22 protein-coding genes and 3 pseudogenes are annotated in these 26,340 nt (G+C 43.6%); 13 read left to right on the top strand and 12 right to left on the bottom strand.

Translation table 11 applies throughout. The annotated features are described in order from the left end of the window. Positions 1-186 precede the first annotated feature (186 nt). Positions 187-1,089, top strand: a complete 903-nt coding sequence (locus H6H02_RS24685) for a group II intron maturase-specific domain-containing protein (protein WP_242040863.1) — start codon at positions 187-189, stop codon at positions 1,087-1,089. A gap of 445 nt (positions 1,090-1,534) precedes the next feature. Here H6H02_RS24685 and H6H02_RS24680 read toward each other — a convergent pair whose 3' ends face one another. From H6H02_RS24680 to H6H02_RS24670, 3 genes are all read right to left on the bottom strand, one after another. Continuing rightward, positions 1,535-1,846: a hypothetical protein gene (locus H6H02_RS24680; RefSeq protein ID WP_190822778.1), complete on the bottom strand. Its 312-nt coding sequence runs from the start codon at positions 1,844-1,846 to the stop codon at positions 1,535-1,537. Positions 1,847-1,888: 42 nt separating this feature from the next. Further along, complete coding sequence (locus tag H6H02_RS24675) at positions 1,889-2,065, bottom strand: hypothetical protein (protein WP_190822776.1); 177 nt, start codon at positions 2,063-2,065, stop codon at positions 1,889-1,891. Between the two features lie 123 nt (positions 2,066-2,188). After that, entirely contained in the window at positions 2,189-2,365 is a 177-nt protein-coding gene (locus H6H02_RS24670) for a hypothetical protein (RefSeq protein ID WP_190822774.1), read from the bottom strand. Positions 2,366-3,100: 735 nt separating this feature from the next. On the opposite strand from H6H02_RS24670, the gene H6H02_RS24665 reads away from it, so the two are divergent. After that, complete coding sequence (locus tag H6H02_RS24665; RefSeq protein WP_190822772.1) at positions 3,101-3,994, top strand: AraC family transcriptional regulator; 894 nt, start codon at positions 3,101-3,103, stop codon at positions 3,992-3,994. A gap of 214 nt (positions 3,995-4,208) precedes the next feature. Beyond that, a complete protein-coding gene (locus tag H6H02_RS24660; RefSeq protein WP_190822770.1) occupies positions 4,209-4,451 on the top strand; it encodes a hypothetical protein in 243 nt (80 codons plus the stop codon). Between the two features lie 598 nt (positions 4,452-5,049). On the opposite strand, the gene H6H02_RS24655 is transcribed toward H6H02_RS24660, so the two are convergent. Next, positions 5,050-5,223: a hypothetical protein gene (locus H6H02_RS24655; RefSeq protein ID WP_190822769.1), complete on the bottom strand. Its 174-nt coding sequence runs from the start codon at positions 5,221-5,223 to the stop codon at positions 5,050-5,052. Positions 5,224-5,318: 95 nt separating this feature from the next. Here H6H02_RS24655 and H6H02_RS24650 point away from each other — a divergent pair, with 95 nt between their 5' ends. From H6H02_RS24650 to H6H02_RS24630, 5 genes are all read left to right on the top strand, one after another. Then, positions 5,319-5,924 (top strand): helix-turn-helix domain-containing protein, encoded by a 606-nt coding sequence (locus H6H02_RS24650; RefSeq protein ID WP_190822767.1) that lies wholly within the window; start codon positions 5,319-5,321, stop codon positions 5,922-5,924. Positions 5,925-5,950: 26 nt separating this feature from the next. Further along, on the top strand, positions 5,951-8,704 hold the full coding sequence (locus tag H6H02_RS24645; protein ID WP_190822765.1) for a peptidase domain-containing ABC transporter: 2,754 nt from the start codon (positions 5,951-5,953) through the stop codon (positions 8,702-8,704). Positions 8,705-8,772: 68 nt separating this feature from the next. Further along, the gene (locus tag H6H02_RS24640) at positions 8,773-10,344 is read left to right on the top strand and encodes an HlyD family efflux transporter periplasmic adaptor subunit (protein WP_190822763.1); all 1,572 of its coding nucleotides are present in this window, start codon (positions 8,773-8,775) and stop codon (positions 10,342-10,344) included. Positions 10,345-10,415: 71 nt separating this feature from the next. Next, on the top strand, positions 10,416-11,162 hold the full coding sequence (locus H6H02_RS24635) for a peptidylprolyl isomerase (RefSeq protein ID WP_190822761.1): 747 nt from the start codon (positions 10,416-10,418) through the stop codon (positions 11,160-11,162). A gap of 602 nt (positions 11,163-11,764) precedes the next feature. After that, on the top strand, positions 11,765-11,974 hold the full coding sequence (locus tag H6H02_RS24630) for a hypothetical protein (RefSeq protein ID WP_190822759.1): 210 nt from the start codon (positions 11,765-11,767) through the stop codon (positions 11,972-11,974). Positions 11,975-12,240: 266 nt separating this feature from the next. Here H6H02_RS24630 and H6H02_RS27375 read toward each other — a convergent pair whose 3' ends face one another. The 7 genes and pseudogenes from H6H02_RS27375 to H6H02_RS24600 form a co-directional block, all read right to left on the bottom strand. Further along, positions 12,241-13,227, bottom strand: a complete 987-nt coding sequence (locus tag H6H02_RS27375) for an aldo/keto reductase (protein WP_347342653.1) — start codon at positions 13,225-13,227, stop codon at positions 12,241-12,243. Positions 13,228-13,308: 81 nt separating this feature from the next. Continuing rightward, a pseudogene (locus H6H02_RS27985) lies at positions 13,309-13,842 on the bottom strand (T3SS effector HopA1 family protein); the annotation flags it as partial. A 552-nt stretch (positions 13,843-14,394) separates the two neighbouring features. After that, complete coding sequence (locus H6H02_RS24620) at positions 14,395-15,555, bottom strand: aminoglycoside phosphotransferase family protein (protein ID WP_190822757.1); 1,161 nt, start codon at positions 15,553-15,555, stop codon at positions 14,395-14,397. Between the two features lie 100 nt (positions 15,556-15,655). Continuing rightward, positions 15,656-15,856, bottom strand: a complete 201-nt coding sequence (locus tag H6H02_RS24615) for a hypothetical protein (RefSeq protein WP_190822755.1) — start codon at positions 15,854-15,856, stop codon at positions 15,656-15,658. Between the two features lie 302 nt (positions 15,857-16,158). Continuing rightward, positions 16,159-16,612: pseudogene (locus H6H02_RS24610) on the bottom strand (nitrogen fixation protein). A gap of 466 nt (positions 16,613-17,078) precedes the next feature. Further along, positions 17,079-17,342: a CopG family transcriptional regulator gene (locus H6H02_RS24605; RefSeq protein ID WP_190822753.1), complete on the bottom strand. Its 264-nt coding sequence runs from the start codon at positions 17,340-17,342 to the stop codon at positions 17,079-17,081. Further along, positions 17,339-17,983: an AAA family ATPase gene (locus H6H02_RS24600; protein WP_190822751.1), complete on the bottom strand. Its 645-nt coding sequence runs from the start codon at positions 17,981-17,983 to the stop codon at positions 17,339-17,341. Before H6H02_RS24600 ends, H6H02_RS24605 begins: the two co-directional genes overlap by 4 nt. Positions 17,984-19,331: 1,348 nt before the next feature. On the opposite strand from H6H02_RS24600, the gene H6H02_RS24595 reads away from it, so the two are divergent. The 5 genes from H6H02_RS24595 to H6H02_RS24575 all read left to right on the top strand — a co-directional run bounded on the left by H6H02_RS24595 (position 19,332) and on the right by H6H02_RS24575 (position 25,432). Then, positions 19,332-20,582 carry a sedoheptulose 7-phosphate cyclase gene (locus H6H02_RS24595; protein WP_190822749.1) on the top strand — a complete coding sequence of 417 codons (1,251 nt, stop codon included), beginning with the start codon at positions 19,332-19,334 and terminating at the stop codon, positions 20,580-20,582. Then, a complete protein-coding gene (locus tag H6H02_RS24590; RefSeq protein ID WP_190822747.1) occupies positions 20,579-21,409 on the top strand; it encodes a class I SAM-dependent methyltransferase in 831 nt (276 codons plus the stop codon). The genes H6H02_RS24595 and H6H02_RS24590 overlap by 4 nt, the downstream gene beginning before the upstream one ends. Before the next feature lie 135 nt (positions 21,410-21,544). Beyond that, on the top strand, positions 21,545-22,873 hold the full coding sequence (locus H6H02_RS24585; RefSeq protein WP_190822784.1) for an ATP-grasp domain-containing protein: 1,329 nt from the start codon (positions 21,545-21,547) through the stop codon (positions 22,871-22,873). A 73-nt stretch (positions 22,874-22,946) separates the two neighbouring features. Further along, a complete protein-coding gene (locus H6H02_RS24580; protein WP_190822745.1) occupies positions 22,947-24,314 on the top strand; it encodes an ATP-grasp enzyme in 1,368 nt (455 codons plus the stop codon). 86 nt (positions 24,315-24,400) lie between these two features. Continuing rightward, positions 24,401-25,432, top strand: a complete 1,032-nt coding sequence (locus H6H02_RS24575) for an ATP-grasp domain-containing protein (protein WP_190822743.1) — start codon at positions 24,401-24,403, stop codon at positions 25,430-25,432. A gap of 503 nt (positions 25,433-25,935) precedes the next feature. Here the strand turns inward: H6H02_RS24575 and H6H02_RS24570 are convergent. Continuing rightward, positions 25,936-26,109 (bottom strand): annotated as a pseudogene (locus H6H02_RS24570) (pentapeptide repeat-containing protein); the annotation flags it as partial. Between the last annotated feature and the right edge of the window lie 231 nt (positions 26,110-26,340).

Genomic DNA, 26,340 nt, shown 5'->3' with positions numbered 1-26,340 from the left:
TGATTCTGTTTACCTCGCTTTTTCCCATTCTTACGGATATGAGTGGAACCACACTCAGGACATTGCATCAAGAACAACCTCAATTCATACTTCTATTCTGCAACGCCTAAAAACGGTCAACAAGAAAGCTGGCAGTCTAAAGTAAAATCCCTGAGCTTCATCAGATACGCCGACGACTTCGTGGTCATGCATGAAAACAAGCTCGTTGTCCAAAGATGCCGAGAGATAATCTCGGACTGGTTAAGTGGCATAGGTCTGCAATTGAAACCCGAAAAGACGAGGCTAACTCACACACTCTACGAAGAGCTAAGTGAGGATGGTAAAGCTGGATTTGACTTCTTAGGTCATCACATACAGCAATACCCTGCTGGTAAATACCGAAGTCCAAAAGACTCTCAAGGTGGGATATTGGGTTACAAAACGCTCATCACCCCAACGAAGGAGGCGAGTAAGGTACATCAACAGAAGGTCGGAAGACTCATCAAAAAACACAGGTCGGAGCCACAATCGGCACTGATAAAAAACCTAAACCCTGTCATAAGGGGATGGGCTTCATATTACGCAAATTCCGACGCCAAAAACGTTGGAGAACTGTCAAAACAAGACACCCTCACGTACCTGAAACTCCGTAGATGGGCAAAACGCCGCTGTAGAACAATCAGTGATGGTCATAAGAAATACTGGACTATCATCGGCGGTAACAACTGGGTATTCGCAACCAGAGGGAACGCGAACCCCTATCGGTTACTGACACATAATGATATTGCTTGCAGTAGCAACAATTATGTGAAAGTTAAAGGCGATAAAAGCCCCTTCGATGGCAACTCAGTTTACTGGAGTTCAAGACTAGGGATACACCCTGAAATGCCCAATCGAAGGGCTAAGTTGCTCAAGCGACAAAAGGGTAAGTGTCCCTGTTGCGGATTACGTTTCCAAGAATGGGATGTGATGGAAATAGACCACAAAATTCCTAGAGCATTAGGCGGTAAGGATGAGTGGAAGAATCTACAGCTATTACACCGGCATTGCCACGATAAAAAGACTGCTTCAGATGGCAGTTTGAGTCCCATGACAAGGGAAACACATTGAGTAGCCGTGTGCGGTGAAAGTCGCAAGCACGGTTTCGGATGGGAGGGGAGAAGTAGTAATACTCCTCCTCGACCCTACCCAAACCCGTGACTGCACCGAGAGATGCCGTAAGGGGTTAAATACGAGATTTCGGCGCTCCGAAATGGTTGCCAACTTAGTCACTATACCGAGAGATGCCGTGAGGCGTTGAACACACTTCAGTGGCTCGTTTCCCTGTGCCATCTCCTTGCTAACGGGCTGGCATTTATCTCACAACCAACACCAACCGCCCAAAAACTTTAGTTCAAACCTCACTGATAAACCTATTCAGCGCTGTCCTTACCCCTGTCATCTGTTTGATATGCTCAAGAGATGCCTTGAAACCCAATCAGCTTGAGCTGTTCTCGGCACATCAGCTTAATTCCGCCTAGTAGACCTAATGTGCTGAAGATCGACACTGTCCTATTTAGTCTTGCTCGCTGAAGTGAGCGATCGCCCTTCCTGGTGGTAAAACCTGGAGATTCCGGATTGGAAGAAGATCCTCTCTCAACTTCAATTGAAGGTTTTGGCTTGAGCGAGCCGGATTCCTGATTGCTGCCAAAAATGCGATCGCCAGTTGAGAAATGTATGTATGACGACTTGGAGGAAAATCCTCTCTCAACGCCAACCGAGGATTCTGGTTTTCTTGATAAGAATTCCTGAACCGCTGCGAAGAAGGCGATCGCTGGTCGGGAAAATCGTCGATGACGATGTAGAAACGGATCGGAAACCAATGCAATCGCCAGTTTAGAAATATTCCGGATTGGAAGAAAATCCTCTCTCAATGCCAAGCGAAGGTTCTAGTTTGATCGAGCAGGACTTCTGAACCGCTGTCAAGAATGCAATCACCATTTACAAAGGGAAAGTAACCTTCTGCGGAAATTTTGACGTTTTCGTTCCACCATTGCACCTCCGCATCTGGAAGTTGTTGCAAGTAGTTGTTCATGGGAGCGCTCATTTCAATTTCTCTTCTTAGCCTTTATTCAACCCAAATCCCTATTAGGAGCGGGAATTAAAACCATCACCAGCAATGAATGCCTTAGGTGGGATTCAATTCCACCAAACCCAAATCGCTATCAGGCTACATTTGTGGCTTTACTCGGCGATTGGGTACTTCGGGACAACGCTCAATCCGTCCTAGTTGGTAGCCTTGTTTCTCTAACTGTTCCACAAATTCATTCGGGTCAGAGTTAGTTTCTGATTGAGGTGATGGTTGTGCTGATTGCCTGATTTGCTTGAGTTTAGCTTTCCGTCCCATTGGCTTTTATCCCTTTTAGCGATGCAATCACTTTGTTGAGCTGACGTTAAAGATTGCGTAATTTGTCGTAATTATTCTCTGGCTATTAATAATTGTAGTTGCTCATGACTGACTCAACATCTTTTATCTTAATTATCCATCAATCTCATTGGCTCCTTATGCAAACTCAATCCTACCTCCTCACTCCGCTTACACTATTTACAGTTTTGACATGACACCAGGGTTTGTTCAACTTGTAAACCCACTTGCCTAAGTTTATTCACTTTGAATGCCCAGTTTAGGGTTAACAAAACAAAGATATTAATACCGAATGTAACAAAAAATGACTTCTTGCATAAATGTTAAAGCTAGAGGCGATAAATACTATATCTGCAAAGATTATGTAACCTGGGAAACCTAATGGATATTTTAGAACATACTTCAACTCGTCTGACTCTTCAAGACTCGGCGATAGATGTTTGGTTGGCGAGATTGGGTGATAGTCTTTTTTTATTTATCGGTTGTGGGGCACTCTTTCTATTCCTTGAATTCTTTAAGAAATAGAAAGCCCACGGTTACAGTTTAAAAATTTAGTTAAATCTTATACATTTTCTCCCAATAAACCTGGAAAGCTATAATCACAAAACAACCTATGCTAGCTCTCAATCGTACCTTGTGTGACAGTTGAAAATATGGAATATGAGTTTCAAACATACTCTAAAATGACGGGTATATCCGGTTGCGGCGAGGTGAGCAATGTCAGGTGAAGATTTGCTAGATATTAATGAAAGCGGTGAAAATACCTTTTCACAAATTTTCTCCAAACCACCTATGCTTTCTAGCAGTAGGAAATTGTGGAGTGCGATGAGTCTGGAACACCACTACCTACCACCAGGGGAGACTCTTGAGTATTCTCTCAAACAATTTGTCATTACCATTAATCTTGGTCAGAGTTTTCAGGTGGAGCGAGCTGTAAACAGACATCTGCAAACAGGGTTGATGTTTACGGGTAGCGTAGGGCTTTGTCCGATGCATACTCCCCAAGCAATCCGTTGGGATAGAGAGGCGAACGTTCTTTTGCTCAAATTGGAGCCGGAATTACTGACTTGCAATGCTGTAGAGTTGCTGGATACGGATGAATATGAGATGTTACCGCATCTGATCACTCAAGATGCACTGATTCATCAAATTGGGCTGGGACTGAAGACACAGCTTAAAACTAAGGGTTCAGATAGCCGCCTTTATGCGGAATCAGCCGCAACCTTCTTAGCTGTGCATCTTCTGCAAAATTACTCAACTCAAAAATTCTCTATACAAGAGTATGAGGGAGGTTTACCGCAACAGCAGCTAAAAAAAGCAGTTGATTATATCCAGGATAATTTAGCCCAGGAAATTTCTCTTGATGCGATCGCTGACTATCTTGGCATCAGTCGCTATTACTTCTGCCGACTATTCAAACAGTCTACAGGTCTTAGCCCACATCAGTATGTGATTCAACAGCGGGTGGAACGAGCCAAACAACTCTTACAACGGGGTGAGATGAGTATTGCCCATGTTGCTCAAGCCTGCGGCTTTGCCCACCAAAGCCACCTCAATCGCCACTTCAAACGTCTGACTGGAGTGACGCCTAAAACTTTATTCAAGTTCTAGCAAGATTGTGCAAAAACGGCACGAACATGCAAGACCCTTTGCTCATTTCCTATCACTATTAAGTCAACTGGATGTGTGCATAACTTCCATTGCTCAATCGGATGCATAACTTCCATTGCTCAATCGGATATATAAATACAGCCTACTTTCAGGAAAAGTTCAGAACTCACCCCGTTGCTGAGATAGTGAGCAAACTAGCAAAGGAGTAAAAGTTATGTTACGTCAGCCCTCAATCAAAGGTTTGTCGCAGTCTACCGTGGATGCTTTGCCCTTGAAAGAGCTAAGAGTAGAGCTAACCGAACACAAGGAAGAATCAGTTCAAGGAGGGGTGGTTCGCGATTTTTTGCTTAGTAGTGGATCGAGTCCATTCTGGGGGGTGAGAACGACAGGCGGAATTTGGACAGTTCGCTGGAATCCGTCCTCTGGAAAATTCAGTATCAACTATGAGTGGTTGTAGAAATTAGGTTGTCGCAAGCGAGAGGCATTAGCCACCAATAAGGTATGAAGTCATACCTGACACGTGATCGCATCAGCCACATTTGTTTATTCAAAATTCACAAAGGAGTTAAAACGATGTATTCGTAAATCCCCAATTAAGGAAACAACACAGTTGAGCTTAAATTCTGTACCACTGCGAGAAATCGTCATAACGTTGGACGAGCAAAATGAGGAATAATTGATAGGAGGTGCTAATAAACCACGTACCCAGAAAACCCAAAGAGGTAGTGGAGTTTATTTTTCTCCTGAACTCATTGCAGACAAACGGGTCACATTCCAGCTTAAGTTCGAGAGAAAGAATTAAAGGTGTTGGAGCTAGTACGGTAAAGACTGTCCTACCGGAAAGTAGCCGAAGAACTGGGGCTTTCAAAAAATACCGTGATGAGAATTGTGCGAGATTCAAAATAAGCGTTGCCGAAGCGAAAATTAACTCCAATAACGCGATCTCACTTTGGGTGGGAATTTAGCGAGGAAAAGTCCCAAGTGAGACGTGATAAAAGAGATTGTTTCAAAAAAAAGAGGAGACATCGCCGTCAACTACTTAATAAAACAACTAGTTACTGCAAATCTTCGAGTATACTATCGCCGATTACTTGGAGACGATGCCAAATCATCTGACTAATGCCCAGCAGCACCACCTTCAGTCGATAAATGACAGGTTCAGAGAAATTAGACAGTGAGCCACTTGCCGCTTTGTCTGCTCCATCTCCCCCGAAAAAAATTGCTCTCATTGCATAAAACTTGGGTTTTGGAGTGATGAATAGAGAAGCGGCAAGGAATAACTTTAATCAACTACAGACAGTTTTGTATTAGCAATCAGTTTAATATGTCACACTACCAAGGGAAATTTGACATCAACAACCCAGACACCCCTTTAGGTAAATGTTTAACCCCGTTTCAGCGCAAATTGCTGCAAAAAAGTCTGCAAGAGGATTTACCTGAGTCGTACCGCCAGCGTATCAACATCATGTTACTGGCAGATGAAGGGAAATCTCAAGCCGAAATTTGTCAAACCTTGGGGTGTTCTCCAGCAACCGCACGGCATTGGATGCACGTAGCCCATGCTGGAATGGCACACCAATGGCAGGATTGTCCGATTGGTCGCCCTAAGGCAGTGAATGACCAGTATTTAGAGCGGTTGAAAGAACTGGTGAACCATAGCCCTCGTGATTATGGATATCCATTTGGGCGTTGGACAGGGCAATGGTTAAGTAAGCATCTGGCGAAAGAACTGGGGATTTCGGTTAGCGATCGCAACGTTAACCTTTTGCTTAAAAAGATGGGGCTTTCCACTCGACCCAAATCCGATTCAACACCAGAAATAACAGATTTGGATAGCACTAAAGGTTCGCGCATCACAATTGGTGACCTGCAATTTTCCTCCGAGTCCGAACTCCCGTGGTCACTCAATTTCATCAAGACCAGCAACTAGTTCTGCCGTTAAGCTTCCAGCAAGTCATGGTTCAGAATTCATCAGCCTTTTCAAAGCAACAGCTAGGTCAACAGCTCGCCCAAACCTTGGGACAAACTCTTTCAGAACCGGAACTCTCAAACTGCTTCAAGCACATTGAAATTCTAGAGCCAACGGCAGGCAAACGGTTTTGGCAGACAGCAGACGCGACGGTGGGAATTTATATAATTCTGGCGGGTAAAGTCAGACTGCTCGATAGTACTGATAATTTAATCGCTTCAGTAGGGGCAGGGGCTTCATTTGGTGAACTAACTCTGTTTCCAGAGGAGCAATTTCAGCCTTATGCTGCTAGAGCTTCAGTAAAGTTGAGGCTTTGCTATATTCCTGGTGATGTTTTGCGATCGCTAATCCGCAAGTATCCCTCCATAGGAGAGCATCTTCACACCTGTGCAGTAATCCGAGATTCACTGCTGACGGGTGCAAACGCTACCCAATCTACTGAAAACCAAAGAGTTACAGCATTTGCCAGTAAGTCTGAGGCTGTTGTATTTTCTCAACTCCCTGTTGAGCGAAAACCCCAGTCAAAAATTAGTAGGGCTTACTTCCCCAACCCAACAGTAAAAGTGGGTCAGTTGTGGCGGCGAGTGACCCGGCGCTATCCGTTCTTTGCCCAGCAAAGTGCATCTGACTGCGGTGCAGCTTGCTTAGTGATGGTTGGTCGCTACTGGGGTAAGCGTTTTAGTGTCAATCGGCTGCGGGACATTGCCAATGTTGACCGCAATGGTGCATCCCTGCGAGGACTAGCAGCAGCAGCAGAAAGCATTGGGTTTACAACCCGTCCCGTGAAAGCAAGCCTTAACAAACTTGCAGAACAAAGCCTACCTGCTATTATCCATTGGGAAGGGAAGCACTACATCGTAGTCTATGAGGTAACACGCGATCTCGTTATCGTTGCCGACCCTGCCATCGGTCAGCGTACCCTGACTCATGCACAATTTAAAGCGGGTTGGACTGGCTATACGTTGTTACTTCAGCCCACAGCCCTGCTCAAGGATGCTAAGGAGGCTAGCACCCCCTTCTGGCAATTCTTTGAACTGGTGAAACCCCACCAGGTCGTCTTGCTGGAAGTGTTGATTGCTTCTATTCTGATCCAAATCTTTGGACTGATTACGCCGCTGTTTACTCAGTTGCTGTTGGATCGTGTGGTAGTACAGCGCAGCAATCTGACTTTAACAGCCGTAGGGTTAGGGTTACTCATCTTTGGTTTGTTCCGAGTCGCCCTAACTGGACTGCGGCAGTACCTTCTGGATCACACAGCTAACCGAGTCGATCTAGCGCTGATTGTCGGTTTTATTAGCCATACCTTCCGGCTCCCCTTGAGCTTCTTCGAGTCCCGTTATGTGGGAGATATCATTTCCCGCATCCAAGAAAATCGTAAGATTCAGCGATTTCTCACGGGTGAAGCACTGTCAATTGTTCTTGACTTACTGACAGTATTCATCTACGTAGGATTGATGTTCTGGTATAGCTGGAAAATGGCACTGCTGACGTTGGTGATTGTGCCACCTTTTGTATTACTGGCGTTAATTGCTACACCTTTTTTGCAGCGTGTTTCGCGTGAGATTTTTAGTGCTTATACCGAAGAAACTGGGTACTTAATCCAATCCCTAACTGGCATCCGGACAGTCAAATCTATGGCGGTTGAGCAGACGGTACGGTGGCATTGGGAGGATCTGTTTGGCAAGTCGGTTAAAAAGTCCTTTTCCGGGCAGGTGATTGGCAATACGCTCCAGACTTTTAGCTTAACGATTGAAACGGTAGTAACTACAGCATTACTGTGGTTTGGAGCGTGGCTGGTGATTCAAAATGAACTCACGATTGGGCAATTAGTCGCTTTTAATATGTTGCTGGGCACTGTCATTCGTCCCTTCCAGCGGCTAATTATGTTGTGGAATGACTTGCAGGAAGTGATTATTGCCGTTGAGCGAATTAATGATGTGATTGACGCTGAACCAGAGGAAGATTTACAACACCAGTCTCGTCAATTCCTACCACCGATTCGCGGACACATTCGTTTCGAGCAAGTCACGTTTCGATACCACCCAGAAAGCGATGTCAATACGCTGGAAAATGTCAGTTTTGAAGTGCAGCCAGGGCACATGGTAGCGCTTGTTGGGCGTAGTGGTTCTGGAAAGACGACAATTTCCAAGCTGGTTTTGGGACTCTATCCTCCCACTGAAGGGAAAATTCTCATCGATGGCTACGATGTCACCAGTTTATCGCTGCGATCGCTTAGGCAACAAATTGGCGTAGTTGACCAGGATACGTTTCTGTTTGGCGGTACGGTTCGCGAGAACATTACTGTAGGTCATCCAGAAGCCACCCTGGAAGACGTGATTGAGGCAGCTAAACAGGCAGGAGCGCATCAGTTTATTAAGGAACTGCCGATGGGCTATGAAACGCAAATCGGTGAAGGGGGAGGAATGCTGTCTGGTGGACAACGACAGCGCCTTGCTATTGCCCGCGCTTTATTAGGAAATCCCCGACTGTTGATTTTAGATGAAGCCACCAGCAGTCTTGACGCTGAATCTGAACGGATTATTCAAACAAACCTCAACACTATTCTCACTGACAGGACAACGCTGGTAATTGCTCATCGCCTCTCAACTGTACGTAATGCTGACAGAATTCTGGTGCTAGACAAAGGCATCTTGATAGAAAGTGGAACCCATGATGAATTAATGGCAAAACGGGGCCACTACTTCTACCTCAACCAGCAACAACTTACCATAACAGGTTGAATCAAATGCTAATAGCTAATGGAAGAAAAGCAATTAGCAATGAACAAGCTCACGATCAGCAATAACCTATGCCAAACATATCTACACAAGATCCGGGGAGTCAGAATGGTCACTATCGTACTGATAAAGAACAGTCTGAAGAGCTTCTGACCTCTAACAACTCTAATAAAACAGTACTGCCGACTCAGACAAACTCATCTGAATCTCTTAGTGATGATTGGTCTTCTTTGACCAAGGAATTGATTGATACCTTACCGCGAGTTTGGACGCGGGGGTTGCTGTATTTCTTAGTAATATTTGCTGGTATTGTGCTACCTTGGGCAATGCTATCCAAGGTTGATGAGACAGGTAGTGCCAGAGGGCGACTTGAGCCTCAGGGTAAAGTTTTCAAAGTCGATGCACCAGTCGCTGGGACAGTCGCTCAGGTTTTAGTCAAGGAAGGTCAATTGGTAAAGGACAAACAGCCTTTACTGGAACTCGAATCAGAGGAAATTAAGAGCGAACTCCAGCAAGCTCAGACGAAATTGGAAGGTCAACAAAATCGGCTAGCGCAGTTGGAGTTGATGAAAAACCAATTGCTCCTGGGAGTCCGTGCCCAACAGCAACAGAACCAGGCTCAAGAATTGGAAAAACAGGCTCAAGTCGAGCAGGCGCGGCAGAACCTGGACTCTCTCAGGAATACCTACAACTTACAAAAAGAGGAAAAACTTGCTCAAGTTGATCAGGCACGGCAAAACCTTGAGTATAGCCAGACTGCCTCAAATTTAGCAGACATTCGTTTGACTAAGGCACAAAGAGAAGTCCAACGCTATCGCCAACTTCGGGAGCAGGATGTTGTTGCAGAAATTAAGGTTGTTGAACAGGAAGATTTGGCTCAAGAAAGACAAGGGTTGCAGGAGCAAGCTCAGTCGGATGTCAAGCAAGCCAAGCTGAGGAAGGAAGAGCAACAAAGCAGCTATCAGAAGATTATTCATCAAGCTCAGTCCGATATCGAGCAAGCCAAACTTCGTCTACAAGAGCAGCAAAAAAGCTATCAGAGCTTGATTCATTCCGGGGAAATAGCTGTGCTTAAAAGTGAAGAACAGCTCAAGGAACTGCAAACACAAATTACCGCCCTTAAAGCAGAAATTCAAGGGAGCAAAAGTCAGATTCAATCTTGGGTATTTCAGTTAGGGCAACGAGTGTTACGTGCCCCAGTAAGTGGCACGATTTTTCAGTTGCCTATCCAACGGACTGGCGCTGTAGTACAACCGAGTACGTTAATAGCTGAGATTGCACCAAAGAGTGCTTCCCTTATACTTCGGGCACAGATGGCTACTTCTGAAAGTGGGACTCTCCGTGAGGGGATGGCTGTCAAGATGAAGTTTGATGCTTATCCGTTCCAAGACTACGGGGTAGTAGAAGGAAAGGTGAGCCAGATTTCACCCACTTCTAAGGTGACGGAAACAGCTCAGGGTGCGATCGCTATGTTTGACCTAGAAATCGAGCTGAAACAGACTTGTATCCAAACCTCCAGTGGTTGTACCGCTTTAGTCCCTGGACAGACAGCAACGGCTGAGGTGATTGTTCGGCAGCGTCGCATTATTGACTTCATTCTTGACCCGTTTAAGAAGTTGCAAAAGGGAGGTTTAGAACTATAGTTAGGGAAATTTTATCTGCATTAGAGCCGCTTGTTTAACAATTGATTTTTTGGCTGAATAGGAGGAATATCATGTCCCAAGTAATTACGATTACCAACGAAGATATTTTACAGCAGGTGAAGCTATCCCGTAAAATTACTGAACTAGTTGAGCAGATTGTTAAGCGTAAGATTATTACGGCTGCGGCTACTGAAGCTGGCATAACAGTAGATACGGAGGAGCTTCAAGAAACTGCCAATAAATTTCGATTAATCAATAAACTTTTAAGCGCTGATGAAACTTGGACGTGGTTGGAAAAACAAGGTTTATCTTTAGATGATTTTGAAGAGATTGTTTATTACGCTGTCATTTATAATAAGCTATCTGTCCATTCATTTGCAGATAAGGTTGAACCTTACTTTTATGAGTATCAGTTAGATTATGCCAGTGCAGTGATTTACGAGGTGGTGCTGGATGATGAAGATTTAGCGATGGAGTTATTCTATGCAATCGCTGAAAAGGAGATGAGTTTTCATGATGTTGCTCAGCAATACATTCAGGATGTGGAGTTGCGACGAAAAGGAGGATATCGAGGGATGGTGCAACGTAAGGAGATGAAGCCTGAAATTTCTGCTGCTGTCTTTGTGGCTAAACCACCGCAGATACTTAAGCCTATTGTGACTAGTAAGGGAGTACACTTGATTTGGGTTGAGGAAATTATTCAGCCTGAATTAGATGAAAAGATGCGTTATCAAATCATTTTTAATTTATTTAATGAATGGTTAAATATAAAAGTTATAGAAATTAATACTATTATAAACTTTGATGATAAGTTATAGGGCTTTTAGTTAGGGTAAGAATTCAGGGAGGAGAGCGACAGCTAGCAGGCAAGAGGGGAGAAAATAGCAGAGAATTGACAAAAGTGAAAAGCGATCTGATCGAGACTGGTATGTAATGAAGTACTAAAGCCCGAATTTTAGGTGAGGTTACAGTTACAGGCTCGCTCTGTTATGGCATTTTTTCAGCAAACTTTAGTGGTGGCTACCCACAATCAAGATCTGCTTCCCCTTTTCTCCCTGTTACGAACCTCTAAGCATTGATCTTTATCTACAAAGTCTAAAAATCAGTGCATTTTGGCTGACCTGAATCCTTACCTTAGTGGCATCGGCAAATCAAAAAGACATAAATATATTATTTATATTTTCAGTGATTTCCTGGTTAGAACGAATTAACTTTATTTTAGCTGAATCTTACCAAACGGAGACAATTTTTCTTTAAAAAGGGAGAAATAATTGTGTTAGTTAGATGCAGTTTTAGCTTGTTTTAAACCTAGCAAACATAGGAAGATTCAGGCAATAATGTAAATAGAGAGAGACAAAAAAAGTCTGATTCCAAATCAACCAAATTGATTCACAAATTTTACTTAAGGAGTAACGGAAAAATGTCTAATATTTCAATTTCCGACTTAAAGCCTGCTGGATATGAACTATTTGCTGATTCTGAAAGCTATTTAGAGGATATCCATGATGATGCACTAGCAAATAATATTTCAGGAGGAAGTACTCCTTTTTGTGTTGCTTCAGTTATAGCTTGGACAATCAATCAGTCTATAGTAATATCTGTGGTTGTTTATACGACTACGAAAGATTGATGAGGATCTAAAAGCAGGTTACTAGTGCCGCACTGCATTATACCCAATCCGGGTTATTTATCCCCATTATGATTATGGGGATAAACATCGTCAAAACCTTCCATATAAGGTTTTGACGACTCAAAGAAAAAAGGCGTTTTTGTCCCTATTTAGTATTAGCAGTGGCCAGTTTATACTTATATAGTAAATATATTTATAAAGCTATTTTTTTAAAAAAGGATTCTGTCTTTGCAAGAAAAGACAGAATCCTTTGCTGCCACTAAGCATTAGATATGGCAAAGTAATTTTTCATCTGGTATATCTTCAACTTGGAGTTTCCGGAGGTGTAAATCGCCATAAAGATTTAGATAATCAATTTCTTTAGCCGTTAATTTGCCCTTTTGGATAGCTGAGATCGCGGCATCAATCTCCCACCGTTGTTGTAAACCCATTAAGCAGACATCCACACAGTTTTGGCTTAAAGAGTAGCGGTAAAAATCCGGCACCGAAGGTTGCCAACACCCCTCTGGCAGACTGGGGGGAGCATCCCAGAGCGCTCCTGAATGAGAACCAGTAGACTTAAAGGTAATGATGCCCGGTCGTTGCAGGTCATGGACATCTAAATGATTGAACAGTTGACTCTGGGCAGACCGATGAGCAACATTATGACGAACCATCACCACATCCAACAGTGGGCTATTAGACCACTTCCTTGCTAGATTTACATCGTGGAAAGAAGCACCAATATAACGAACCGCTCCCATTTTTTTGAGTCGCTCTGAGGTGCCAAGCATTCTTTCAATGGTGCGCTGATAAACGGAATTGGAGTCCCTCAAATCGGGGGAAAGCTGCAAGCAATTGTCTAAAATCGCTCCATCATTGGCACCAATCCAGCCCCAAAACAATACATCAATGTAGTCAATCCCTAGTTCCATAAACTGATCTAATAAAGCAGCAAGTGCCATCTCAGGACTCTTGATATAAGTCACTGTTGCCAACACCACTTTCTCGCGCACCGATGATTTTCGCCCACATAATTTACGCAGGGCATCAGAGATAGAACTATAGATATAGTGGTGCAAATCACTAGAATAGAAAAAGTAGTTAATACCCTGCTCGAAAGCGTAGAGGGTATCCGCACTAGAAATGCTGCCACCGCCCCCTAATCCAAGACAACTAACAGTTAAATCAGTCCGCCCTAGTTTGCGGTAAAACGCCAAATCGGACTCTGGGAATTTATTGGCAATAGGGCTGATTTCGCTGGATAAGATTATTGCCGAAGGCGGGGGGTTAGTTAGTTTACACAGGGTCAACGGTGTGTAAATGTCTTGAGAGTTGGCGTTGAGGTAAGAATGTTGCCAGTCAATGCCCAAGCGGGAGAATTGCTGAAAGATAGCGTTCATTCGACTATCTGGCGAGTTATCTCCTTTGTGCCAAGCTTCTAGTAAACCATTAGCAATAATTTGGCAGCGATTCATCCCAAAACTTTCTTGGGCGGCAAATTTTTGGTCAGGTTCTTCTGCTAGACCAACGCCTGGTGCAAGTAACTTAGTGAATAGGGGGATATCTGTGTGAAAAAGCCCTCTTGTTTGTGCATAAACACTCTCAAGAATTTGGTGAACAGTTTTATAGTTACTCTTATCAAAATAGAGAACTCCTGAGTCACAACGTCCATAGTCGGCAGGGTTATATAGTATTTTAAAGGTAAAGGGAATTGGGATATTATTTAGCTGCTGTGTCAAGCTACTCATGAGTGAGATCGCACCTTCAGGGGTCAGGCTGAAGTAGACGCGCACAATCTCTGGAGAGTAGCCTGGATGACTATAACTCTGTGCCCCCGCATTGCCAACTGCCATGTAAAACCCGTTTTGCACAAAATTGCGAGGCATTCGGATAGCTACAGAGTTACCGACAGGAGTATGCTGTTCAAAGGGTTGGAGATGTTGCGATCGCTGAATGTGTAACGTCAAACCATCCTTGGTAACAGCAAGAGTGCCATCACTCTCTTCCCGCACTACATACCAACCAGGGTCGAAATATCCTTCTCCCTTATTGTTTTGGTGTAATCGATCGTAAAATCCAACATCTACCCCCAAGACAGTATTATTCTCCAAGTCCAAAGGCAAATGATTTCCCTCTCCATTGAGGGCAAGGGTAGTTCGCATCGAACCGTTGTAATAGATACCGTAGAGAAAACTCCGCAACTGCAAACTCAGATACTTTCCCTGTATCTGTTCAGGCATTTTCTGAAAACGGGCAACCACTTCAGCAGACAATTCCCAGGGTTTGTAGTCTGGATGATGAATCGAGAAATTTGACTGAATCTCGACTTTATTAACAATGTCATCTAGAACATCTAGTAATCGCCCAGTTGCCCCAGCAGTCAGCTGAGTTTCACGAGAATCAAGTAATTGCATATCGTTTGGTTGTAACTAAATATCTTAAACAGCAGCAGCATGAAGCTGAGTTAATTGGACAGCCGCAGCACCAAAAATCGTTGGCATGGATTGTTCTGGACGGCATAACAAGGTTTTGGCAACCTGAAGCATAGCAATTCCCGTATTGCCAAAAGATTTTTGATACTGAATCATCGCCTGAATCTGTTGAATCAAGGCAAAACCAGCGAATTGCACCACTCGCCGCAAGAAATCAGGACGATGTTCTAAGATTTCCGGGAAGGTATCGAGATAAGTGCTAGTCAGAGCAGCAATGGAAGGCTGAAGCTGTTCGAGAGGTATCGCGGCTAGGCGCAGAGATTCTTCGATCGTGAGAGACTGACTCATAACCAAGCTACCTAGCCAGAGTTGCAGGTAGCTAGCAATGAGTGTTCCAAAATCAAAGGCAGGATCTCCCCATGTGGAGCGTTCCCAATCAATTAGCCGTACAATGCTGTCACCCGCTTGCTCCCAGTCTTTGTGCAGGAGGATATTATTCAACTTCAGGTCATTGTGCGTCAGGCAACAGGGTTTGCAAGTATCAGTAAGTTCTCTTATTGCCTGCCCTAAGCTATCGTACCGTTGATAGAGCGCAAAGAATTTTAGCCCATCTGTGGGCACTTGACCAAAAATTTCCGGTCCAATCCGTTCCAAACTCCGAATCAAGTTAGGCATATGGTCAGGGGTTGTATGTTCAGATTTTGAAGAGAAAAAATCCTGATAGTTTTGGCGGTTGAATGTATCGCGATGGACGGTGGCGAGGATGGTAGCAATCGCATGTGTAACTTTAGTCGGAAAAACATTCTCCTTCCCGTAAAAATCCGCTAAATCCCGATACTCATCCAGGTAGCTAAAAATAATAATGGAATGCTCAGCGTCAAAATGTAGCACCACTGGTATCCAGGATTGAATTTGACCCAGTTCGGAAAGTTGCTGTAAAAACTCTTGAATTCGCCATTCGTTCAAAAACTCGGCTGCTGCCTTACCCTCTTGATTGTGCCGTTCTTGCTTAACCAGCAGTTTCCGACCGTTTGATAAACTCACCAGCAAATTAAAGTTTTTGGCAGCTATCGGTTCAACCTTGCTAAGAGCTTGCTCTGAATGAGTGCAGAAACCCCGATCAACTAAATAATCAAAAACGTTATGAGAATTCAACAAAAATGTCATAAGTCATGAAGGTATTGATACCAAGAAAGAAGGTGGGATAAACCGGCAGAATTAAATCTACCGACTCTGTACAAGGTCTTTAAGACCTCATTCAACGACCTCAACGAATATCTATCTGAGCAGGAGCATACCCCCCTGCCACGATCTGCAATAGAACAGCCACGCTTCCGCCACCTACCCTTTTCGCTTGCTCATGAGACAAGGATGACAAAGGCTCTTCTGAATCTAGAACTTGATTCCGTTGTGCAACCAAGTCAGCAATTTCAATTTGACGGTGGGACTTTCTTTGGTTGTGTTTCATTCAGATTTTCCTCTTAAATGGTGACTGTGGGCAAGATTAAGCTATGGATAGCTCAGTCCCTACCTTGATATTTCTCAATTTAATCAAGTAATTCAAGTATCTATGTTCGCTTTTTTGGTAATAATTAAATCAATTATTTCTCCAAAAATCTTAGATATTATTTCATCCTATGAGACCGCTTTAAAGTTAGCAATATCAAGAAAAAATGTAGAGAGAATCGGTGGATATTAATATCCACCGATTCTCTCTACATTTGTCTGGGAAAGGCGGATGGTACGCCAGGATAGTGGCAAGCCAATCGTTTAACCAACAGTAGGTGTTCCCACTTGATGTATTTGTTCAGACGGGTTGTAGTTATCACTCAAACCCCTTATCTGTGACAACTTGCGGACAGCGCATACACGCTGCCTTGCCTTCTTGCTGCCACCAGCGGCAGTCTTGGCGTATTGAACACGGCGGCAGTTCCTCTGCTCCCCCAGGCAGGTGCTGTACAATTCGCTTTGCGAGACGGCAATCTGTGCCATCAAAATTCTGACAACCCTTGCTTGCACAGGGTGCTGCAATCCGAAAAACTTCAGTTGGTGTAACTGCTTCACACAGAGCCATGAGTTCATCAGTGACAGGCTGCCGCTCGTTGAGATAAGTGACATGGGGTTCTTTCACCGTCCCCGTCCCAGTGACTACTCCGAATACTTTACTATCAGCCCATTCTGGTCGGGCATTGGGGCAAAGCGGTGTAGTTCTGTTGTCAGTCAAGCAGCGTGTCAATCAGTTGAAGGGAAAAATGCCACAAGGCACATGAGGTGGAAATTTAGGCACTACTTTGCCTCTAATGACACAGAGGGCTATATTTCCGCCCTTAACAAACCTCATTCCCTCTGGTGTCCACAGTTCCTCCGATTCAGCAAGGATTTGGAGATCAAGACAGCGATCGCTCTCTAGAATTCGGCGCTCCGAATTCTAGCTTCACCGTCAGGAGAGCCGGAAGTCGAGACAGCGATCGCTATCTGCTCCCGTGGGATGCACGGCACACACTATAAAAGGATTGCGAAATTGAGCTAAAGCGCGATCGCACTCTGGGATCTTCGACATAGTCTTGTAGTTGGATTACTCAGTTTCTGCCAAAACTGAGGGCGATCGCTAGGGGCTAAGAATTTCTGTTTCCCAATCAGGACAAGTCTAAACAGTATCGCAGTAATGCAGTAATGCAGTAATACACTTATTAATCTTCTACATCTTGCAGTGCTTCATGTAAAAGCATTCTGACGATTTCGGCTTTCTTCTTCCCAGTTCGCGCTGCCAGAATTGATAACTTTCTGTGCATGGATTCGGCTAGGTCTACCGTGAGCCTGATTGTAGCTTCCTTGGGTGGAGGTTCAACTTCTTGAGGTTTATTTGGTTTAAGTGGGGGAGTGATTGGTTCTCCGTAAACAAATTGCTTAGCGAGGTTATCGTCATTGTTTAGAGGCAAGCGTTTTTTGGTCATGGCACCAGCCTTAGAATTTCTTTGAATAGTTGCTCAAATTCTCCGGTTGCTGCGACCGCTCCGGGGACAGGTAAGTCCCACACAGTCGCTGATTGACCAAAGGCATCGGCGGTTGATTGCCGTTGGTGGATGATTGTTTTCAGGGATATTAAATCCGGGATCTTTTCAAGTAGAGAGACCGCCTCAGTTTTCAATCGAGTATTTTTCTGAGCGCGACTGAGAAATACTGCTGCCTTTGGTAATCCGCCACGAACTGACTGAGCTTGTTTAATCAACCTCACAGTGTCGGCTGCGGCATCCAGGTCTAACTTACTGGGTTGGCAGGGGATTACAGCCAAGTCAGTGCGAAATAGAATCGCTCTGGTCGATTCAGCTAGACTGCCTGCTCCATCAACTACCAGGAAATCAACGGATTCAGCCAAAACTAGAATTTGTTCAAGTAGATCGTCAGGACTTATTAGGGCAGGCACAGGGATTGGACTTTCCATAGAGGCGAACCATCTGGAGAGGGAGCGCTGTGGGTCGCCGTCAACCACCTGTATTTTTTTCTTTTTTTTGGTAGCTAGCCAGTAGGCGAAATGCAGAGCAGACGTGGATTTCGTGCTGCCCCCTTTCTCATTGACGAAAGAGATGACGATCATGTTACTGCATTACTCAACTACTGCATTAAGTATGCCAGAATGAGTGGCTTAGACTCCGCCTAATTGGACTCTTTTCGGTGGAGTCTGGGCCGGTGACTAACGGATTCATTAGCGTTTCACTATTGCTGGATTCGCCCAACCAAATACTGTTTTAGGTGGAGTTGCTATGAGAACCCAAACCGCTGATTAAGCAAGCCCGACCGGACAACGAACGAGATTATTTAGCTCCCATAAGCACCGCACTAATAGTAATCGCGTTTCGGAGCCTTATAAAGACAGCAAATTGTTTAAGTACCGTTAGGCTGCATCAAGGTAAAATCAAGCTTTTGCGACATTAACTGTCCCCTTTGCAATAAGTTTTGACTTGCGGCGCGAGTTGAATACTCTGCTGCGCGGCGTTGTAGGAGAGGATAAATATACTATTAATTTTTAATTTCTTCTATGTATTCATCCTAAATGCTGTTCGGATGCCTAGAGCGTTCGCTCCTTTTACAGCGGATTTACGATGAATTTTTAATATAACTGATTACTTTCAAAGAAAGATACTATTTATAATTTTAGGTATATATTCTTATTTTGTCTCTGATAACATTTTTTTATTCGATGTTTTTTTTGCAAACATTTTATTTTTTCTAGGTTTGGAGCTATACAAGTGGTCAAGTCTACTAACAAACAATTATTAGCAGAGCTGTTAGACTTTTCATTAAAAAGTAAAAATTTGGTTTAGTATACTGCTCCGCACTTATCAAGCTAATCAAAGATATATCTTTTTGTCGCCCTTTCAAGCTGAATCCTGCATCTATCTAAAGGTGGAGTTAAGATTTTTTAGGCTAGTTTGAGAATCTGCAAACAACGCTCACGGTTCATCTATCAGCATTTTTTAGTCCCCTAGGCAGTACTAACTTAGAAAAGCGGAAGCCCTACCTCTCAAAGGCTTGAGGCTATTATAAGTTAATAATGGTCTGCTATAAAAATTCTATTTTTATAGCAGACCATAACTAAATACCTACAAAATTAGCCTGTGCCTTTAGGAATAAATAGAATAGTAAAGTTTTATTGATTAAGGTTTTAGATTAATAATTTCTATTAGTTGATATTTTTTTTAGGGCAGTGAGGAAATTTGCAAAAATTTTGTTATATTACTGAAGTCATACTTAATTGACTGGCAAGTATTTTATACAAGCTTGCGATAGTACGGCTGATAATATTGTGTTGTTCCCTACTCGTCGGGCATAAAACTGTTGAACTCATAAGTTTAACCAAAATTTATGCCAATCATAAATCTGTTCAAGGCTTTTTCTGGCCAATTTTAGGCTGCCAATTTAAACATTTCTAGAAACCTACCCTCATGAGTATTGTCCGAACAAAACTAGAAGCTACCGAAAACGCATTTCACGTTGAAAGCTACGAAAAAATTGAATACAGTCTCGTCTATGTGAATGGTGTTTTCGATATCCAGAATTCAGGAATTGCCGACAGTTATAAGAAATTTGGACGCTGCCTTGCAGTTGTTGATGCCAATGTGAATCGCTTGTACGGTGATAAAATCCAGTCTTATTTCCAGCATTACAACATCGACCTCACCTTATTTGCTATCTCTATTCCCGAACTCGAAAAAAATCTGAAGACGGTAGAGAAAATTGTTGATGCTTTTGCGGAATTTGGATTAGTTCGTAAAGAACCAGTCTTGGTAGTTGGAGGTGGCTTAGTTACTGATGTCGCGGGGTTTGCTTGTTCTACCTACCGTCGTAGCAGTAATTACATTCGCATTCCTACCACTTTAATCGGCTTAATTGATGCCAGCGTAGCGATCAAAGTAGCAGTCAACCACAAGAAACTAAAAAATCGTCTGGGTGCTTATCACGCTTCCCAAAAAGTTATCCTTGATTTTTCGTTTCTGGGAACCTTGCCAACAGCTCAAGTCCGCAACGGAATGGCGGAATTAGTGAAAATTGCGGTTGTTTCCGAAGGGGAAGTTTTTGAGTTGTTGGAGAAGTATGGCGAACAACTGCTGCATACCCATTTTGGCTACGTGGACGCAACTCCAGAAATTCAAGAAATAGGTCATCAGCTTAACTATAAGGCGATTAAACGGATGCTGGAGTTGGAAGTACCCAACCTGCACGAGTTGGAACTAGACCGCATTATTGCTTATGGTCATACTTGGAGTCCCACGCTGGAACTTGCACCCCGCGTACTGTTGTACCACGGTCATGCGGTGAATATTGACATGGCATTCTCAGCGACAATTGCCCAAAAACGGGGATATATTACGACCCAAGAACGCGATCGCATCCTGGGATTAATGAGTCGCCTGGGTTTATCACTTGACCATCCCCTCCTCGACATAGATCTGCTGTGGCGTGCAACAGAGTCCATTACCAAGACGCGGGACGGCAAACAACGCGCCGCCATGCCCCGCCCCATCGGCAGTTGCTTCTTCGCCAACGATCTGACGCGAGAAGAACTGGAAGAAGCACTTGTGGAACACAAGGGTCTGTGTGCCACCTATCCTCGTGGCGGTGCTGGCATTGACGCTTACGTGGAAAGCGAGCAAGTCGAAAGCGAACTACCTGAATTAGTTGGGAGTGGAGTATGAGCGAGACTCTGGTCAGAGACCAGGCAAGACCCGTAACTCCCTTGGGGATTTTGGTGGAAAAGCTGGAAAACATCCTCAAAATGACCCAAGACGCCACTGTTCGGAGCGAAATTGCAGATGCTCTCAAGCAGGCGTATCAACTGGCAGCAGGTATAGATCCCTACCTAGAAGAGGTCAGCACCCACGAATCTCCAGCCTTGGCAGCGTTAGCTAAAAAGACCAAGGAAGAACCTTGGAGCAAGAGGTTTTCCGATAAGGCAACTGTGCGTCAGTTAGAACAAGAGATGCTCTCCGGACACCTGGAAGGGCAAACCCTGAAGATGTTTGTCTACATGAGTGGGGCAAAAAACATCTTGGAAATTGGGATGTTTACGGGATACTCTGCACTGGCAATGGCAGAAGCATTACCAGAAGATGGGCGAGTAATTGCTTGTGAGGTGGATGAATATGTAGCTAATTTCGCTGCATCCTGCTTTCAAGAATCGCCGCACGGGAGCAAAATTTCTATAGAAGTTGCTCCGGCGTTGGAGACGCTTCGCAAATTATCTTCGGCGGGAGAGTCCTTCGATTTGGTGTTTATTGATGCCGATAAGAAGGAATATGTGGACTACTTCAAGCTGCTGCTAGATAACAATTTGCTGGCACAAAACGGGTTTATCTGCGTGGATAATACCTTGCTTCAGGGACAGGTATACTTGCCACCAGACCAACAAACTCCGAATGGGGAAGCGATCGCGCAATTTAACCGGCTTGTTGCAGACGATCCAAGAGTTGAACAAGTTTTGCTACCCTTGCGAGATGGTTTGACTATCATCAGGCGGGTTTAGGACTACTGAAACTGGGGTAATTAGGCAGTGGATTTGAGAAACAGATAAGCTATTTGCGACATCTGCTAACATATTCGCTGCCACAAACCCCAATAAGAATTGTTTTTCATTTTGAATACAAACTTTTTAGAGCTAATGGCGCGTATTTTTGCAGCGTTCCAAAACTTAGGCACCCTTGCATTACTGGCAATTGCATTTCCGATTAACTGCATCGTCGTCTTAGTATCGTTGCTATGGAATTTTTTCAGCCGACCATTTAGCAAGCAAGTAGTTTTAGCAGAGAATCCCAAAAATATAATGATCGTTGGCGCTAGGATGACCAAAACACTCCAACTAGCGCGATCGTTTCATGCTGCTGGGCATCGAGCAATTATAGTTGATACAGATAAATACTGGTTAAGTGGTAATCAATTTTCTAACGCTGTCGCTGGCTTTTACACCGTCCCCGATCCGCAGAAAGACTTAGAAGGATACGTTAAAGCTTTACGCGCGATCGCCAAACAAGAAAACATTGACCTGTTTATCCCGGTAGCCATTTTCTCGGTCATTTACTTTGATTCTAATGACAAACCAGTGTTATCAGGCTATTGTGAGGATTTCCACTTCGATGCGGATATAACGAGGATGTTAGATGACAAGTTCGCCTTTGCAGAATTTGCGCGATCGCTCGGTTTATCAGTCCCTAAATCCTTTAAAATTACCGACCCCCAACAAGTCATCGACTTTGACTTTTCTCAAGAGAAGCGCAAGTACATTCTTAAAAGTATCCCCTACGACCAAGTACGTCGCCTAGATTTGACCAAGCTACCTTGTGATACATCATCAGAAACAGCAGCATTTGTTAAGAGTCTACCTATCAGCGAGGAGAATCCCTGGATTATGCAGGAATTCATCCCTGGAAAGGAATACTGCACTCACAGTACCGTGCGAGATGGAGAGACAAGAATGTATTGTTGCTGTGAATCATCTGCCTTTCAAGTTAACTACGAAAACGCTTACAAGCCGGAAATTATGCAATGGGCGAGTCATTTTGCCAAAGAACTAGGACGTACTGGACAACTTTCCTTTGACTTTATTCAAGCAGAAGACGGAACTGTTTACGCAATCGAGTGTAACCCCCGCACGCACTCCGCCATTACCATGTTTTACAACCATCCAGGAGTAGCAGATGCCTATCTCGGTAAAGAACCTCTGGCAGAAACTTTGCAACCGCTTCCTGATAGTAAGCCAACCTATTGGCTATACCACGAACTATGGAGGCTTAATGAGATTAGATCCTTAAAGCAACTGCAAACGTGGGTGAAAAACATTTTGCGAGGAAAAGATGCCATTTTTGAAGTACACGATCCTCTGCCGTTTTTGATGGTACACCACTGGCAAATTCCCTTACTTATTCTCGGCAATCTACGAAGGCTCAAAGGGTGGATAAGAATAGATTTTAATATTGGCGAACTTATAGAGTAGAAATTATAGCAAACTTTCACAATTAGCCTGGAAAGTAATTTCCAGGCGTAATGTTACTTTTCATGAGATTGTTATGACACAATTGCAACCCATCAAGGGACGTATTTTTGCAATTTTCCAAAACCTTGGCACTCTTTTATTACTAGCGATCGCATTTCCGATTAACCTCACTATAGTGTTAGCCTCTCTGCTGTGGAATTTTTTGGTTCGACCGTTGAAGAAGGAAGTGGTTTTAAACGAAAATCCCAAAAATATCTTGATTGGTGGCGGTAAAATGACCAAAACCCTTCAACTAGCGCGATCGTTTCACGCTGCTGGACATCGAGTTATTTTATTTGACAGTGACAAATATTGGTTTAGTGGTTATCGATTTTCCAATGCTGTCGATCGCTTTTACACAGTTCCCGACCCTGGGAAAGACTTAGAAAACTATACGATAGCAGTACGTGCGATCGCCAAACAAGAAAACATCGACATTTTTATTCCAGTAGGCATTTTCGCTGGAAGCTATTTTGACTCCCAGCGCCAGCCAGTGTTATCAGGGTGTTGCGAGATTTTCCACTTCGATGCCGATACGATGAAGATGCTGGATAACAAGTTCACTTTCGCCGAACTTGCGCGATCGTTCGGTTTACCAGTCCCAAAAACATTTTTAATTACAGAGCCAGAACAAGTCCTTAAATTCGACTTTGCCAACGAGAAGAATAAGTATATTCTCAAAAGTATTGTCTATGACTCAGTGTTTCGCTTAGACATGACTAAGCTACCAATGGAGTCTCTCGAAAAAATGGCAGTTCATGTTAAGAGTCTGCCAATTAGTAAAGACAACCCTTGGATATTGCAAGAGTTTATTTCCGGAAAAGAATACTGTACTCATAGCACAGTAAGAAATGGTGAATTAACGGTACACTGCGGCTGCGAATCATCTGCTTTTCAAGTCAACTATGAAAACGTTGATAAGCCAGAAGTTTTGCAATGGGTGAGTCATTTTGTCAAAGAACTAAAACTTACTGGGCAAATTTCTTTTGACTTCATGCAGGCGGAAGATGGGACAGTTTATGCGATCGAATGCAACCCTCGCACACACTCTGCAATTACAATGTTTTACAATCATCCAGATTTAGCAGATGCCTATCTTAATGCAGAGACGCGAAATTTTGCATTACCTCTGCAACCCCTTCCTGATAGTAAGCCTACTTATTGGCTTTATCACGAGGTTTGGAGACTTAATGAAATTAGATCATTAAAGCAGTTGCAAACGTGGTTTAAAAGCATTTGGCGGGGAAAGGATGCAATCTTTGATGTTAACGACCCTCTACCATTTTTAATGGTACATCACTGCTATATTCCCTTACTATTACTCGACAATTTGCGAAAATTAAAAGGTTGGGTGAGAATTGATTTCAACATCGGAAAACTCGTACAGAGAGGTGGCGACTGAGTTTGCTTGCCATCTAGAGTGAATACAGGTGGAGTACCGTGTATGCAAGAAAGTAAACGGTAAGAGTGTATATAGGAAGATGAATTATGCCAGTACTTCGTATCCTTCATTTAGTTGGGTCTGCATACAATGATTTTTACTGTAATTTGTCACGCGATTACGCCGAAAGCTGTCTGCTAGCTACGGCAAATCCATCGCTTTATGACTTTCTGATTGCATACATCACACCTGATAGCCAGTGGCGATTTCCTTCCTCCCTCAGTCAGGAAGATATTGCTGTCGCCAAACCGATGTCTCTATTAGAGGCTATACAGTTTATAACAGCGCAAAACATTGACCTTGTGTTGCCACAAATGATGTGTATCCCTGGAATGACTCACTACCGCGCATTATTTGACCTGCTTAAAATTCCTTACATAGGCAATACTCCGGATGTCATGGCAATAGCGAACCACAAAGCCATAACCAAAGCAATTGTCGCAGCAGCAGGGGTGAAAGTGCCTTTTGGAGAACTACTCCGCCAAGGAGACGTTCCGACAATTAAACCTCCAGCAGTCATCAAACCCGCAACTGCCGCCGACTCTTTAGGGGTGTCTTTAGTTAAAGATGCTGCTGACTATGACGCTGCTTTAAAGAAAGCATTTGAATATGCTTCGGAGGTAATCGTAGAAGAATTCATCGAACCTGGTCGAGAAGTCAGATGCGGTATTCTTGTCAAAGATGGGGAGCTAGTCGCTTTACCCCTAGAAGAATATCTGATAGACCCCGACGAGACTCCCATCCGCAGCTATAGTGAAAAATTCAAAAAAGATCCGGGCGATCGCAACTTGCGTACAACCGCTAAAGAGTATATCGCGGGTTGGATTGTAGATCCTGATGACCAGATCGTCCAAAAGGTTCAGCAAGAAGCTAAGAAGTGTCATTTGGCTTTGGGGTGTCGCCATTATAGTTTATTTGACTTCCGGATCGACCCAAAGGGAGAACCTTGGTTCATAGAAGCCGGGTTGTATTGTATTTTTGACCGCAAAAGTGTAATTGCTTACACGGCAAACGCAGCGGGAATTCCTTTAAATGAGTTATTTATGACGGCGATCGATGAAACGTTGGGCATGAGCTGAGACTTTAATGACTTTTTTATACATGTGGCAGGTATTGAGCCGACACCGGAATTGATTGCTCAAGTCGGTAGCAATAAATATATAGTGAAATCATTTTAAATACCCGTATGTTTTTATCTAACTTTATTACATAGTTTTTTTTAATTATGTTATATATTTTCCAGTTTTACAGGTACTTTCCGCCAATGTTCGACGCTTCAGAGTCATCAACTTGGGCTGGCTCTAAAAAATCCGCTTCTACATCGTTATATTCCCATTTCCCGACTGGCGATCGTACTTTTAGCAGCGGTTCAGGAGTCCTGCTCGATCAACCCAGGACGGTTGATTGGAGTTAACAGAGAACTTTCCTTCAAGTCGGAATAGAAGACTTTCCCGACCGGCCCGACAATCGGAGATAGCATTGATAGCGTTGCGGCGGCTCCCAAGATTTGTTCGTCCCTAACTTCCTACTCAAACGGGAAGATATGGAGTTATCCTATTCGTGCCATGCACCAATTGGGACATCAAAAATTATTTGAGTTTTGACAACAGGCGATCACTACCGAGGGCGATCTGCGAGTGGAGCCAATTAGTAGGGTAATTGCCCAATACTGCTGCAATCCAGCTTTAGCATGAGTAAATTTGGCATCCTTGAGGATAGCGTTGGTAAAATCTGCTCCTTGGATGTCAGCTTCGCTGAAGTCAGCCCCTCAAAGATTTTGATATTAAAAAAATTGTCTTTTAAGGCTTTCACCAGACAAATCCTTTTGCCCATTTGCATCTCGCCTTATAACATCTTTATCTTTCATACCATCAGTTTTTGGTAGTCCCGCATAGTAATGGTAGGCTGGTCAACCAAGAACCTCAATCATTGCAGACAACTTAATGAACTGCCCCAAGTGCCAATCTGCTCAAATTATCAAATACGG

It is taken from the genome of Coleofasciculus sp. FACHB-1120 (genome assembly GCF_014698845.1).
Lineage (GTDB): Bacteria > Cyanobacteriota > Cyanobacteriia > Cyanobacteriales > FACHB-T130 > FACHB-T130.
The sequence above is the reverse complement of the archived record's forward strand: the minus strand, read 5'-3'. Positions and strand labels throughout refer to the sequence as shown.

Excerpts from the sequence above, each read along its gene's own strand:
- H6H02_RS24685 (WP_242040863.1), top strand. The coding sequence starts at position 187 with ATGCATGAAAACAAGCTCGTTGTCCAAAGATGCCGAGAGATAATCTCG.
- H6H02_RS24675 (WP_190822776.1), bottom strand. The coding sequence starts at position 2,065 with ATGAGCGCTCCCATGAACAACTACTTGCAACAACTTCCAGATGCGGAG.
- H6H02_RS24670 (WP_190822774.1), bottom strand. The coding sequence starts at position 2,365 with ATGGGACGGAAAGCTAAACTCAAGCAAATCAGGCAATCAGCACAACCA.
- H6H02_RS24665 (WP_190822772.1), top strand. The coding sequence starts at position 3,101 with ATGTCAGGTGAAGATTTGCTAGATATTAATGAAAGCGGTGAAAATACC.
- H6H02_RS24660 (WP_190822770.1), top strand. The coding sequence starts at position 4,209 with ATGTTACGTCAGCCCTCAATCAAAGGTTTGTCGCAGTCTACCGTGGAT.
- H6H02_RS24655 (WP_190822769.1), bottom strand. The coding sequence starts at position 5,223 with ATGAGAGCAATTTTTTTCGGGGGAGATGGAGCAGACAAAGCGGCAAGT.
- H6H02_RS24650 (WP_190822767.1), top strand. The coding sequence starts at position 5,319 with ATGTCACACTACCAAGGGAAATTTGACATCAACAACCCAGACACCCCT.
- H6H02_RS24645 (WP_190822765.1), top strand. The coding sequence starts at position 5,951 with ATGGTTCAGAATTCATCAGCCTTTTCAAAGCAACAGCTAGGTCAACAG.
- H6H02_RS24640 (WP_190822763.1), top strand. The coding sequence starts at position 8,773 with ATGCCAAACATATCTACACAAGATCCGGGGAGTCAGAATGGTCACTAT.
- H6H02_RS24635 (WP_190822761.1), top strand. The coding sequence starts at position 10,416 with ATGTCCCAAGTAATTACGATTACCAACGAAGATATTTTACAGCAGGTG.
- H6H02_RS24630 (WP_190822759.1), top strand. The coding sequence starts at position 11,765 with ATGTCTAATATTTCAATTTCCGACTTAAAGCCTGCTGGATATGAACTA.
- H6H02_RS24620 (WP_190822757.1), bottom strand. The coding sequence starts at position 15,555 with ATGACATTTTTGTTGAATTCTCATAACGTTTTTGATTATTTAGTTGAT.
- H6H02_RS24615 (WP_190822755.1), bottom strand. The coding sequence starts at position 15,856 with ATGAAACACAACCAAAGAAAGTCCCACCGTCAAATTGAAATTGCTGAC.
- H6H02_RS24605 (WP_190822753.1), bottom strand. The coding sequence starts at position 17,342 with ATGACCAAAAAACGCTTGCCTCTAAACAATGACGATAACCTCGCTAAG.
- H6H02_RS24600 (WP_190822751.1), bottom strand. The coding sequence starts at position 17,983 with ATGATCGTCATCTCTTTCGTCAATGAGAAAGGGGGCAGCACGAAATCC.
- H6H02_RS24595 (WP_190822749.1), top strand. The coding sequence starts at position 19,332 with ATGAGTATTGTCCGAACAAAACTAGAAGCTACCGAAAACGCATTTCAC.
- H6H02_RS24590 (WP_190822747.1), top strand. The coding sequence starts at position 20,579 with ATGAGCGAGACTCTGGTCAGAGACCAGGCAAGACCCGTAACTCCCTTG.
- H6H02_RS24585 (WP_190822784.1), top strand. The coding sequence starts at position 21,545 with ATGGCGCGTATTTTTGCAGCGTTCCAAAACTTAGGCACCCTTGCATTA.
- H6H02_RS24580 (WP_190822745.1), top strand. The coding sequence starts at position 22,947 with ATGACACAATTGCAACCCATCAAGGGACGTATTTTTGCAATTTTCCAA.
- H6H02_RS24575 (WP_190822743.1), top strand. The coding sequence starts at position 24,401 with ATGCCAGTACTTCGTATCCTTCATTTAGTTGGGTCTGCATACAATGAT.